Origin of the sequence: Bradyrhizobium oligotrophicum (assembly GCF_051168495.1) — a bacterium.
Classification (GTDB): domain Bacteria; phylum Pseudomonadota; class Alphaproteobacteria; order Rhizobiales; family Xanthobacteraceae; genus Bradyrhizobium; species Bradyrhizobium oligotrophicum_A.
Map to the genome: position 1 here is coordinate 18149 of NZ_JBNPVB010000031.1, position 12697 is coordinate 30845.

Consider the following 12697-nt stretch of genomic DNA (forward strand, 5'->3'; position numbering starts at 1 on the left):
GGGGCAGGGCGAGCTCTTTGATGTCGGGACGAAGGCCTGATCATATTGCGCCCGGTCGAAACGACCCGGCGAGAATTGATACACCTCTTGGTTGTGGGGCGTGGCGCGATGTCGGCGCGGACCTCACCGCGACGACGCGTTCGCCTTGACGCAATGACCCTGCCAGAATTGACGATACGCGGCCTCGACGCAGCGCGTGTAGTTGGCGACGTCGCCGGCCGGGGAGCGCGCGACCATGCCGGGCAGTTCGCCGCGCAGCTTCGCCAGCAGCTCGGGCCGTGCCGCGAAGGTCTTGGCGATCCGGATGTAGCCGTCGTCGTCATCGGCGACCCAGTCGGCGAGGCCGGCCGCGGTCAGGATGCCGCCGGCGGCGCGCGAGGCTGCACCCGCGCCGAGCTTGGCGACGACAGGCACGCCCATGTAGAGCGACTCGAAGGTCGAGATGCCGCCGTTCTGCGGGAACGGATCGAGCGAGATGTCGATGTTCCCGTAGGACCGCAGGTGCTCGCTGCGCTCGCTCGCCCCGAGGCAGACGAGGCGCTGCTCCGCCACGCCGCGGCTGACGAAGCGGCCGATCAGGCCGTCGCGCACCAGGGGATCGTTGAGCGCGAGATGCTTGATGACCAGCTTGGCGTCCGGCACCTCGCCGAGCAGCCGCGCCCACAGCGCGATCGCCTCGTCCGAGATCTTGTCGATGCGGTTGTAGACGCCGAAGCTGACATGGCCGTTCTGCAGCATCGGCAGCGGGGAGGGCGCGATGTCGAGCAGCGGATCGATCGTGATCACCGACGGCAGGTCGTGGACCCGCTCGGCGAACAGCGGCCGGACGCTTTCGGGCACCGTGACCGGATCGGCGAAGAAGTAGTCCATCGTGGCGAGGCCGGTGCCGGTGCCGCTGCCCCAGGCGGTGACCTGGATCGGCGCCGGCTTGCGCGCGAACACGGGCATGCGCATGCCCGTGGTGTAGCCGGATAGATCGACCAGGATGTCGACGCCGTCGGCCTGGATGCGGTCGGCGAGTTCGTCGTCGGAGAGGTTGGCGGCCTCGACCCAGACATCGGCGGCCGACTGGAATCTTGCGGTGAAATCGTCGTGCCGCGGCGAGGTCGAGTAGCAGTTGACCTGCACCTGCGTCTTGTCGTGCCCGCGCAGCACCGGCAGGAAGGCGAAGGCGGCCGAGTGCGTGCGGAAGTCGGCCGAGACGTAGCCGACGACCATGCGCCGGTCGGGATCGAGCGAGCGCGGGGCCAGCTTGCGGCGGGGAAATTTCGAGCCAACCGCCACCCACCAATAGTGCCGCGCCGCCTGCTGGATGGCGAAATCGGCACCGGAGAGGAAGTCGAGATAGAAGATCTTCTTGGTGATGGCCTCGTCGTAGTCCGGCTGTACCGCCAGCGCCTGATCGAATTGCGCGATCGCGCCGGCGACGTCGCCGAGCCGCCCGAGGCAGGCGCCGAGCAGCGTCAGCGCGACCTGCGCGGTCGGGTTGGTGTCGAGCGCGCGCTTGCAGGCCGCCATCGCCTGGGCGACGTTGCCGTTGATCAGGCAGATCTGCGCCTTGCCCTGCCACCCGACCTGAAGCGCCGGATCGAGCGTCACGGCGGCGTCGAAATCGGCCTCGGCCTCCGCCGTGCGCCCGGCCAGCATGTACAGCCGGCCGCGATGCGCCCGCAGCTCGGCATGGAGGGGCCGTGCCGCGAGCGCCGCGTTGAAGGTCGCTTCCGCCAGCTCGTAGTGGTGCAGTTCGAGATGCGCGAGGCCCTTGTTGACCATGGCCTCGAAATGGGTCGGATTGAACGTCAGCGCGCGTTCGGCGCTGGCGGCGGCGGCGTCCCAGCGCCGCAGCATCAGCTCGGCGACGCTGCGGTTGCACCAGGAATCGACGTCGTCGGGCTTCAGCTCGAGCGCGCGCGTCGCGGAGGCGAGCGCGCCGTCACCTTGCTTCAGCCGCAGCAGGGTGATCGTCAGGTTGCGCAGCGTGATCGGTGCATTCGGGCGCAGCGCCAGCGATCGCTCCAGCGCGCCGCGCGCCTCCTCGTAGCGCTCGCAATTGACCAGCGCCCAGCCGTAATTGGATTGCGCGTCCGCCGAATTGGGCTCCAGCGCCGTGGCCTGGGCCAGGAAGGCCGTGGCCTCGGCAAATCGCGCCGACGACACCAGCGACACCCCGAGCAGATGCATGGCGTCGAAACAGTCCGGCACGTCCTGCAGCAGCTTCGCGCACAGCGCCTGCGTCTCGGCCTGCCGTCCGGCGCGAAACGCCGTGTAGGCCGCCGTCAACTGCCCCTCGACGAGCTTCTTCTGCTTCTTTTCCTGCCGTGCCTTCTGGAAGGCGCGCGAACCGACGGTGCTCAAGAGCTCATTCTCCGGGCGGACGAGACGGGCGGTGGCGTCGGACAGCGGCCACCGCGTCCGCGCGGCGAGCCGCCGGAACCGCCAACCGGGCGAGCGCGCCGCCATGCCCGGCGGCGCAACGCCCAGATGTGTCCAGCGGGTTGTCCGGCGGCCAGCCGCGCGCAACGCGACGCGGCAAGATTGCCCGGGCCATGGTTAGCAAGTGGTTAACGCGGCCGTCGGGGAGAGCGCGGGAAGGGGATCGCAGGCGCGCGCACTGCACGGATCGATGTTTGTTCTCGACGGACGCAGCAGGCATACGATCTCGCTCTCGCGGCGCCTCGCGCCCGAGCCGTGCATCAGATCCGCCCTCGAAATACGTGGAGGGCGCAGGGAAGGCCGGGCGCCGGCCGCGCCCGTGGCCCGCCTGCAGAAGATAAGCAGGCGGCAGTCACCACAGGTCTGGCCGAGAACGCCCGGCCTTCCCCGCGCAACGGTTGGAACGGCTTATACGTGGTCTCCCTGGTGCACCGGGCTTGTTGGCCACCATCCCCAGCACAATGCGTTGGCACTGCGCCGCGTTGATACCAGCGTCGGGGTATCAGGACCGCACGATTTCGCCGTGCGCAACGAACCGTTCGTCCGCGCGGCACGAAGCCACGCTGCGATTCGCTGCACCCATCGCATCCCACCTCCCACGTCTCGTGACGGTCGCGACACGCCCCTCCGGCGGAAGCAGGACGGAGAGAGATATACATGATTTCGGAAAAAATGAAAGGGGAATTTTGGGCCGCTATCTTCCGTGCCGCGTTGTCATGCGTCGAAATCTGCTGCTGTCGACCCGCCTCATGAGAATCTCCTCAGAAGGATTTAGAGGCCGGCCTGACGACGGACCGACAAATGAAGCGGAAGCTCGTCGGCGTCGCGACTGCGGGAGACCCGAAGCGCCGTGCCGCGTCAGGCGGCCTCGTTGGTCATCAGCTTCTTCGCGGCCTGGACGAGCATCCCGGACCTGGTGAAGCCGTGCGCCTCGGCGTAGCGGTCGATTTGCGCCAGCACATCTTCCGGCAGCGTGACGTTGACGCGGACCGACTTCGGCTGATCGACCTTTGCGGCCACGAGAACCGCAATGCCGGAGCGGTTGTCGGCATCCGCCATGATCTGTTCCAGAGACGACGGCTCGGGAATGGCCTCGCCGTCCTCGATGAGGCCTTCGATGTGCAGAGCCAGCGCTTCCTCCGCCATGTTCCGCGCGTCGTCCAGGCTGGTGCCCGCGGTCACGACGCCTGGAAGATCGGGAAACGAGACGCCGAAATGGCTGCCGGCGTCCTTGTGAATCAGGCCGATGTAGTTCCGCGTCATGGTCGCCTCAGCTTCAGTCCGGAGGGCTTCTCGATGCTCTCAGTGTGCCGATCGGAAGGTCCCGCTCGGATGAGACCCATTCTCCGAGCGTAGCATGGTCTGTGCGACGGCGCTTCCCTCGCAGCCCATGGTAGCGACGAACGCCGGCCCTGAATCGACGCGCCAACATGTCTGGCTGTTGGGTCAGCGCGCGATCCGTCAGCACGTCATTCCGGCGCATTCGCGGGCGCATTCTGCGCCCGTGAATGAGCCCGGAATCCATAACGACAGGCCGTTGTTGTCGGGGAAATGTCGCGTGGCGCTTTTCCCGGCTGGTCACGGACAGTCGTGGCTATGGATTCCGGGCTCGCGCCGGGCGCGCGCCCCGGAATGACGGTGGAGAGAGATGTGCCGGCTCGCGCGGGGCGGATCGGCGTAGCGCGATCGGCCGCTGTCGTGTGGCTTTCCTGCTGCGGGCGACACGAACACGAGGGCCGGAAATCTGGCCACCGGGAGCGCGGCCACACCCCGGCGCTCACTCCCGCGCGCGATAGGGGGCCGGGATCACGAACACCTCGTCGGCGCGGCCGTAGCCGCCGTCGGGCACTTCCTCGATCAGGACCATCGCGTGGGGGCGGGCGGCCTCGCTGAAATAGTCGACGAACATCGCGGTCACGCGATGCACGATCTCCTTCTTCTGGGCCGTGGTCAGCGCGGCCTGCGGCACCTTGATGTTGGCGAAAGGCATGTGGGCTCCTTGTCGTTGTGCCGGCGTCGGCCGGCTGTGGGGAAAGGCGCGCGGCGTCAGACGACGCCGCCATTGACGCGCAGGATCTGGCCGTTGACCCAGCTCGCCTCTCGGCTTGCCAGGAACGCGACGACGTCGGCGATTTCGGGCGGGCGCCCGAAGCGACCGAACGGGTTCATCGCGGCCATCGCGCGCAGTTGCTCGTCGGTCTTGCCGTTCAGGAACATGTCGGTCTCGGTGGGGCCGGGCGCCACCGCGTTGACCGTGATGCCGCGCATGGCCAGTTCCTTGGCGAGGACATGGGTCATCGCTTCCGTGGCCGCCTTGGTCGCGGCATAGGCTCCGTAACGCGGCTGATAGAGCCCGACCACGCTGGAGGAGAAGTTGACGATGCGGCCGCCGTCGCGGAGCCGGCGCGCGGCCTCGCGCAGGGTCCGGAAGACGCCCGTGACATTCACCTCGAACTGGCGCGCGACGTCGGCATCGCTCAACTCCGCGAACGGGCCGAGCGCCATGGTCCCGGCATTGTTGACCAGGATGTCCACGCCGCCGAACGCCTGCCGGGCGGCATCGAACAGCGCCGTGGCGCTGCCGGGAGCGGCAATGTCGGCCTGGACCGCCAGCGCCCGGCCGCCGGCGGCCTCGATCCGCTGCACCACCTGTGCCGCGGCGTCCCTGCCTTGTGCATAATTGACGATGATCGCTACTCCGCGTGCGGCCAGGCGTTCGGCAATGGCCGCGCCGATCCCGCGCGAGCTTCCGGTGATGATCGCGACGGGCGCTGGTATGTCGGGCATGGTCGGTCTCCCTCGTTTCGATGGGAGAGGAGATAGCTGATCGTCCCGGCCGCATAATCTGCCGCGGCTTGACATCAGATGTCGGGCTGGGCGAACAGTCTGAGATGGACCGTTTCGATGCCATGCGCCTGTTCGTCCGCCTCGTCGAGCGGCGAAGCTTTACGGCCGCAGCCGCCGATCTCGGCCTGCCGCGCTCGACCGCGAGTGAGGTGCTCCGGGATCTCGAAGGCCGGCTCGGCGTCCGGCTGGTCGAGCGCACGACGCGCCACGTCACGCCGACATTGGACGGCGAGGACTATTACCGGCGCTGTGTCGGCATTCTCGACGAGATCGAGGAAGCCGAAACCGCGCTGCGCGACGCGAGCCCGCGCGGCCTGCTGCGGATCGACGCGCATCCGCTGCTGACGCGGACCTTCCTGCTGCCGCATCTGCCCGCCTTTCTCGCCGCGCATCCGCTGTTGAACCTGCGCATCGGCCAGGGCGACCGCCTGGTCGATCTCGTGCGCGAGGGCGTCGATTGCGTGATCCGGTCGGGCGAGCCCGAGGCGAGCGGCATGATCCAGCGCCGGCTCGGCACCATCGAGGAGGTCACCGTCGCCAGTCCGGCCTATCTGCGCGACTACGGCACGCCGCGGCAGCCCGACGAGCTCGACGGCCATCGCATGATCGGCTTCATCTCGTCGCGAACCGGCGAGGTGCTGCCGCTCGAATTCACCTGCGACGGCGTGCTGCGCCACATCGTGCTGCCGAGCCGGGTCATGGTCAACAATTCCGACACGATGGCCGATCTCGCCCGGCTCGGGCTCGGGCTGGTGCAGGCGCCGCGCTATCGCTTTGCGCCGGATCTGGCCGACGGTGCGCTGGTGGAGATTCTCAGCGACACTCCGCCGTCGCCGACGCCGCTGCACGCGCTGTATCCGCAGAACCGGCAGCTGAGCCTGCGGCTGCGCGTGTTCCTCGATTGGATCGTCGATATTGTCGCCCGGGCGAAGCTGTAGGCTCTCCCGTAGGGCGGATCAGCGCAGCGTGATCCGCCGCGGTTTCCGCGTGCGCGGTCGAAATGGCGGACTACGCTGACGCTAATCCGCCCTACGGGTTCTGTATCCGCCAACCGGCAGCTGACGCGGCGTATTCCTCGATTGGATCGCGGGCATTCTCGGCCGGGCGACATTGTAGCGGCATTCGCGCGATGAGCGGCGGCGCGACCTACTTGCCCTTCTCGATCTTCGTCACCGTGTAGCCGGAGGCATCCTCGACCGCTTCGAACTTCACCTTGTCGCCGGGCTTGAGGCCCTTCAGCAGCGCGGCGTCCTTGACGCGGTAGACCATGGTCATGGCCTCGTCCATGCCGAGGCTCTTGGCGGGGCCGTGATGCAGGGTGATCTTGGCATTGGCCTCGTCGACCTTCTTGACGTCGCCGCTGATCGTGTCGGCGGCCACGGCGGGGGTAAGAAGCGCAAGAGCCAGGGCGGCGGCGGTGGTGAGCTGAGTGTAGATCTTCATCATGTTCTCTCCTGCTGGTCTTGGGTCCGATGCGTAGGGCGGATCAGCGCAGCGTGATCCGCCGATGGTCCGAGATCCGTGGCGATGGCGGATCACGCTGACGCTGATCCGCCCTACGGTCTGGTGGGTGGAGCGCGCCGTCACTTGACGGTGACGTGGCCGGTCATGCCGTATTCGCGATGGTTGGGGATCAGGCAGGAATATTCGAAGGTCCCGGGCCTGGTGAAGCGCCACACCAGCTCGGCGGTCTTGCCCGGCCCGAGCCGCACGCCGTTCGGCTCGTCGTGCGCCATGTGCGGGTGCTTCTTCATGACGGCGGCATGCTTCAGGTTCTCCTTCTTCGTGGCGAGCAGGAATTCGTGATCCTCCTTGCCGGTGTTGCGCAGCACGAAGCGGATCTGCTCGCCGCGGCTGACGGCGATGCGCGCCGGCGTGAACTCCATCTCGCTCAGCAGCACCTCGATGGTGCGCGACGGCTGGTTGGCATCGCCGGGCTCGCCGGCGGCATAGCCGCGGCTACGGTGTTGCTCGTGGCCATGGACGGGCACGGATGTGATCAGGGCGACGGCTAGGGCCGCGCCGACCACGATGCGGGTCTTCATTGCAAATCTCCCGACGATGGGTTGTGCGTGGGCGGCTAACATCAGCGTTGCGTCCGGGTCTGCGTCCTCGCGCTCCCCTCGCGCCTGACGGGTTCGGGGGCGCTTGCGACCTCGTAGGCAACGCTGCCTTGCGGAAACTGATAGGGGCCGGGATCGCGATAGTCGTCGCGCGCGAGGCCTTCGCGCACCTTCACCGTCGTGAACATGCCGCCCATCTCGATCGGGCCGAACTGTCCGGTGCCCGTCATCATCGGCAGCGTGTTGTCGGGGGCCGGCATCTCCATGGTGCCCATCGCCATGCCGATGTGGCCCATCACCATGCCGTCGGGCGCAAGTCTGCCCACCGCGCGCGCCAGCTCCTGGCGCGACACGCCGATCAGGTTGCGCATGTCGTGGCCCATTGCATTCATGGTGTGATGTGACTTGTGGCAGTGGAACGCCCAGTCGCCGGGATTGTCGGCGATGAAATCGAGCACCCGCACCGCGCCGACCGGGACGTCGGTGGTCGTCTCCGGGATTTGCGCGACGTCCGGAATCCAGCCGCCGTCGGTACCTGTGACCTTGAACTTGTGGCCGTGGAGGTGGATCGGGTGGTTGGTCATGGTGAGATTGCCGATGCGGATGCGGACGTGATCGCCAAGCCGCGCCGGCATGGAATCGATGCCGGGAAACACCCGTGCGTTCCAGGTCCACATGTTGAAGTCGGTCATTTCGTTGACCTTCGGCAGATAGCTGCCGGGCTCGATGCGGTAGCTCGACATCACGAACACGTAGTCGCGATCGACCGGCGGCACGGGCGCGCGCGGATGCACGACGATCATGCCCATCATGCCCATCGCCATCTGCACCATCTCGTCGGCATGCGGGTGATACATGAAGGTGCCGGCGTGCTTCATCTCGAACTCGTAGACGAAGGTCTTGCCGGGCTTGATGTGCGGCTGGGTCAGGCCGCCGACGCCGTCCATGCCGCAGGGCAGGATCACGCCATGCCAGTGCACGGTGGTGTATTCCGGCAATTTGTTAGTGACGAAGATCCGGACCTTGTCGCCCTCGACCGCCTCGATGGTCGGGCCCGGCGACTGGCCGTTGTAGCCCCACAGATGCGTGCTCATGCCAGGTGCAAACTCGCGCGTGACCGGCTCGGCGACGAGATGGAATTCCTTCCAGTCGCCGTTCATGCGGAACGGCAGCGACCAGCCGTTGAGCGTCACCACGGGCTGATAGTCCGGTCCTGCCGCGGGATGCAGCGGCGGCTGCATCACGGCCTTGTCCATGGTCGGTGCCTCGGGAATGGCTGCGGCCTGCACCCGGCCTGAGACGGCGGAGGCGCCGGCGAGCGCCGCGGATCCGAGCAGTGTTCGGCGTGACAACATTGGGCGTCTCCCGTCAGTCATGGGTGGGCGCGAGCGCGCTCGCGGTCTGCTGTACGCTGTCCTCACCCGCCGCTCCGCCGCCGCCATTGACGGCGGCCGACAGCTCGGCCTCGGTGAGGAAGAAGTCGCGTTTTGCATCGATCGCGGCGCGGCGCGAGGCGAGCCGCTGCCGCGCCTCGACCAGCAGCGCGAAGATGTCGACCTGCATGCTGGAATAGCGCAGTTGCATCTCCTCGCTGATGATCTGGCGCAGCGGCAGCACCTCGCGGGCATAGTGGCCGGCGATGTCGTAGGCCCCACGATAGCTGCGATAGGCATCGCGCGCCTCGGAGCGGACCGTGACGGCGCGCTCGGTGAGGCGGTTGAAGACGACGTTGTAGCTCTCGAGTGCTTGGCGCATGCGGACCTCGCCGCCGTCGAAGATCGGGATCTGGAATTGGACGTCGAAGCCGCGCTCGCGGATGGTGCGGCCGTCGGGCTCGACGGTCTTGCGGTCGATGCCGGCGAGGTCGAGCAGGGTGACGAAGCGCGTCGCCTCGGTGAGCTGCAGAGCGGTGGCGAGCGCGGTTAGCTCCAGGCGCGCCATCTGCAGATCGATGCGGTGCGCGACGGCGTCGCGCTCGACGAAGGGCTGTGTCAACGGCCGGCGCGGCAGTGCGGGCAGGCGGTCGGGCAGGCGGAAGTTCAGCTCGTCGCCCCACAGGCCCATCAGCCGGATCAGCCGTTCGCGCGCGCTTGCTGCCATGCGGCGGGCGCTCGCGAGCTCGGCGGTGGTCTCGGCATAAAACACCTGCTCGCGGGCCTGGTCGAGCCGGTTGAGCGCGCCGGTCTCGCCGAGCTTCTGGGCGAGCTTCGCCGTCGCCTCCGCGGCCGCTTGCGCCTCGGCCAGCAGACCCACCAGCTCGTTGGCGGCGACGGCGCGCACATAAGCGCGCCGGACCTCGGCGGCGAGCCGCACGGTGGCGAGCGCCGCCCTCAGCTGCGCCTTCAGGAAGCGCTCGCGCGCGATCTCCGTGCGCAGCGGCAAAGTGGCGAGCGCGAGGATGTCGCCGGCAACCTGGCGCTCGGCCTCCAGCGCACCGTCGCCGCTGATGCGCATCAAAGAGAAGGTCGGGTTCGGCGGCAGGCTGGCCTCGACCCTGTCGGCGTCGCTGAGCGCGAGCTCATGATAGGCGGCCTGCAATCCCTTGTTGTTGAGCAGAGCAAGCTGGACGGCGGCATCGGCCGAGAGCGGCCGTGCCAGCAGTCCGCTGACGACGCCGCGGACGCGCTCGGCGTCATCGGCGCTGCGAATGGATGCGACGTCCTTGCCGATGCTGCGCCCGGTGACGTCGGCGACTACGTCCATGCCGCCATCGGGCGAGAACGCGGCGCAGCCGCCGAGTGCGAGTGCCGCGGCGAGCGCCGCCGACCTGATCATGCCTGGCATGCGGCTGCTCCTAGCGGCTCGGTTCGGCGCGCGCCGCGCCGGGCTCGCGACGCGATCCCCATGCGGCGGGAGCGGCCGGGCGCAGCGACGTGTAGGGCGCCGTCACCGCCGAGGCGCGCACCGGCGCAATGCTGGCGGCAGGGTCGGCCGGATCGGCGCTCGTCAGCGCGAGCATGCGCGGCTGGCAGGCACCGACGCTCAGCGTCAGGAGGAGCGCCGACGCGTGCAGCAGCATTGAAGACGGCAGGCCGCGCCGCGCCGGACATGCGGCTGCGGGCGTCGCCTTGGCTTGCGACAACATGATATGTCCTTGGGTCTGTCGATGATCCGCGACAGGACGCGCGCGCGCGCGCGATCCCGCGTCGTTCGTTCAGGCCAGGACGATGGGGGGACGATCGAGCCGCGGCGGCGAGCGCCCGGGCAGGCTGGCTTCGCGCGCGGCTTCGCTGGCCGTGGCGAGAGAGGAGGGCAGCGTCACCGCCGGCATCATGGCGGTGAGGCCGACGGCGCACATCATCGCGCAGCAGGGACCCGGCAGCTTGCCGTGGTCGTGATGCGCGGGCGCAGGGTCTTCTGGAACCTGCAGGCCGGCAGCCGCGAGATGATCATCGTGGTGATCGGCGTGAGCGGCATGCATCTGCGCCATCATCGTCGCATCGCTCATCTCATGATGAGCGGTGTGATGGTGCGTGACCGCGACGGCGACTTCATCGAGACACGGCAGCGCCCCGCTCGCGAACGCGAGCGCCACGCCCGGGCTGAGCACGCAGAACAGATAGGCGAGGACGAGCAGCCGCCCCGCCAGAATCTGCATTCTCCGTGTCAATCCCAACGACATCCGCGCGCAAATCGCTCCGTTTCGGTGAGCAGTCTAGCCCAGGAGGCGCCGCGCCGCAAAGAGGGTTGGCTGAAAGGGGGAGCGGTGGGGCTTGCTCGGTACACATCCGTTCCCGCAAGCGACAGTGCGATCGCATACAGACTCAGTTCGTGCCAGCTCTCTCCACCGTCATGGCCGGGCTCCGTCCCGGCCATCCACGTCGTTCGAAATGTGTGGAAAGACGTGGATGCCCGGGACGGAGCCCGGGCATGACGAGCAACCAATCGACGGCCTTCCTCGTTGCGGGATCCACCTCTGTTGCACTGCTTCTGCATGGCCAATGCCGCAGCAATGTGGCTTGACCGGATGCGATGGGGCAACGAAGTTGCGGCCATCGTGCACGGACCCCACACAAGATTCGAGGAAGCGCCTCACTTCACACCGGACTCGCGCCAGGCCTGGGCGCGGCTGGTGCTGGCACTCGTCATCGCCTCGGTCGGCGGCGCCGGGATGTGGACGGTGGTCGTTGTGCTGCCGACCGTGCAGGCGGAGTTCGGCGCGAGCCGCGGCGCGGTCTCGCTGGCCTACACGCTGACCATGTTCGGCTTCGGCCTCGGCGGCGTCATCGTCGGCCGCATCACCGACCGGTTCGGCATCGTCACCGCGATGGCGCTGAGCATTGCCACGACCGCTGCGGCCTATCTGCTCGCCGGCGCCTCGGTGACGCTGTGGCAGTTCCAGGCGGTGTATTTCCTGATCGGGCTCGGCTCGTCCGTGACCTTCGCGCCGCTGATGGCGGAGGCCTCGCACTGGTTCGAGCGCTATCGCGGGCTTGCCGTCACCATCGTCGCCTCGGGCAACTACGTCGCCGGCACGGTGTGGCCGCCGCTGGTGAACTACGGCGTGCAGCAGATCGGCTGGCGCGCCACCCATGTCGCGCTCGGCATCTTCTGCGCGCTGACGATGTCGGCGCTGCTGCTGGTGCTGCGGGCGCGGATGGACGGCGCCGGCGCGCACGACCATGCGCATGCGGCCCCGCCGCAGCTGAGCCTGCCGATCTCGACCAATGCGCTGACCGTGCTGCTCAGCGTCGCCGCGATCGCCTGCTGTGTGGCGATGGCGATGCCGCAGGTCCACATCGTCGCCTATTGCGGCGACCTCGGCTATGGCGTCGCCGTCGGCGCCCAGATGCTGTCCTTGATGATGGCGCTCGGCATCGTCAGCCGCGTCGGCTCGGGGTTCCTCGCCGACCGCATCGGCGGCATGCGCACGCTCTTGATCGGCTCGCTGGCACAGGGCTTTGCGCTCTTGTTCTATCTGTTCTTCGACGGCCTGACCTCGCTCTATCTGATCTCCGGCATGTTCGGCCTGTTCCAGGGCGGCATCGTGCCGAGCTATGCGATCATCGTGCGCGAGGCGATGCCGGCGCGCGAGGCCGCCACCCGCGTCGGCATCATCATTTTCGCATCGGTGTTCGGCATGTCGTTCGGCGGCTGGGTGTCGGGCGTGATCTTCGACGCCACCGGCTCCTACGCCGCGGCCTTCGCCAACGGCATCGCGTGGAATGCGCTCAATCTCGCGATCGTGGTCACGCTGCTGATGCTGGCGCGGCGGCAACACCGGTTGGCGGCCTGAGCCGGAAAGCGTTGTGCGGCGGCCACAGTCGTATCCCGTTAAGGGTTATATGCACTTCGTCATACAAAATCCCGGCCGGCGCCCCAAATCCATCGAATCCGATCACGCAACTATGATC

General features: G+C 67.9%; 12 protein-coding genes. 2 read left to right on the forward strand and 10 right to left on the reverse strand.

The annotated features are described in order from the left end of the window. Positions 1-123 precede the first annotated feature (123 nt). From ACQR1B_RS34200 to ACQR1B_RS34215, 4 genes are all read right to left on the reverse strand, one after another. Positions 124-2355, reverse strand: coding sequence for a tetratricopeptide repeat protein (locus tag ACQR1B_RS34200; protein ID WP_434837323.1), 2232 nt, complete (start codon positions 2353-2355; stop codon positions 124-126). Between the two features lie 936 nt (positions 2356-3291). Beyond that, a complete protein-coding gene (locus ACQR1B_RS34205; protein WP_434837322.1) occupies positions 3292-3696 on the reverse strand; it encodes a type II toxin-antitoxin system HicB family antitoxin in 405 nt (134 codons plus the stop codon). 514 nt (positions 3697-4210) lie between these two features. Beyond that, positions 4211-4423, reverse strand: a complete 213-nt coding sequence (locus ACQR1B_RS34210) for a tautomerase family protein (protein WP_434837321.1) — start codon at positions 4421-4423, stop codon at positions 4211-4213. Between the two features lie 56 nt (positions 4424-4479). Beyond that, positions 4480-5220 carry an SDR family oxidoreductase gene (locus ACQR1B_RS34215; protein ID WP_434837320.1) on the reverse strand — a complete coding sequence of 247 codons (741 nt, stop codon included), beginning with the start codon at positions 5218-5220 and terminating at the stop codon, positions 4480-4482. A gap of 104 nt (positions 5221-5324) precedes the next feature. Between ACQR1B_RS34215 and ACQR1B_RS34220 the strand changes: the two genes are divergently transcribed. Continuing rightward, positions 5325-6218, forward strand: coding sequence for a LysR family transcriptional regulator (locus ACQR1B_RS34220; RefSeq protein ID WP_434837319.1), 894 nt, complete (start codon positions 5325-5327; stop codon positions 6216-6218). 208 nt (positions 6219-6426) lie between these two features. On the opposite strand, the gene ACQR1B_RS34225 is transcribed toward ACQR1B_RS34220, so the two are convergent. The 6 genes from ACQR1B_RS34225 to ACQR1B_RS34250 all read right to left on the reverse strand — a co-directional run bounded on the left by ACQR1B_RS34225 (position 6427) and on the right by ACQR1B_RS34250 (position 10941). After that, on the reverse strand, positions 6427-6723 hold the full coding sequence (locus ACQR1B_RS34225) for a copper-binding protein (RefSeq protein WP_434837339.1): 297 nt from the start codon (positions 6721-6723) through the stop codon (positions 6427-6429). A gap of 140 nt (positions 6724-6863) precedes the next feature. Then, complete coding sequence (locus ACQR1B_RS34230) at positions 6864-7325, reverse strand: cupredoxin domain-containing protein (RefSeq protein WP_434837318.1); 462 nt, start codon at positions 7323-7325, stop codon at positions 6864-6866. A gap of 41 nt (positions 7326-7366) precedes the next feature. Further along, positions 7367-8698, reverse strand: a complete 1332-nt coding sequence (locus ACQR1B_RS34235) for a multicopper oxidase family protein (RefSeq protein ID WP_434837317.1) — start codon at positions 8696-8698, stop codon at positions 7367-7369. Between the two features lie 13 nt (positions 8699-8711). Further along, positions 8712-10127 carry a TolC family protein gene (locus ACQR1B_RS34240; protein WP_434837316.1) on the reverse strand — a complete coding sequence of 472 codons (1416 nt, stop codon included), beginning with the start codon at positions 10125-10127 and terminating at the stop codon, positions 8712-8714. A gap of 10 nt (positions 10128-10137) precedes the next feature. Then, on the reverse strand, positions 10138-10428 hold the full coding sequence (locus tag ACQR1B_RS34245) for a hypothetical protein (protein ID WP_434837315.1): 291 nt from the start codon (positions 10426-10428) through the stop codon (positions 10138-10140). A gap of 69 nt (positions 10429-10497) precedes the next feature. Continuing rightward, a complete protein-coding gene (locus ACQR1B_RS34250) occupies positions 10498-10941 on the reverse strand; it encodes a hypothetical protein (protein ID WP_434837314.1) in 444 nt (147 codons plus the stop codon). Positions 10942-11340: 399 nt separating this feature from the next. Between ACQR1B_RS34250 and ACQR1B_RS34255 the strand changes: the two genes are divergently transcribed. Then, positions 11341-12579 (forward strand): MFS transporter, encoded by a 1239-nt coding sequence (locus ACQR1B_RS34255; RefSeq protein WP_434837313.1) that lies wholly within the window; start codon positions 11341-11343, stop codon positions 12577-12579. Positions 12580-12697 lie beyond the last annotated feature (118 nt).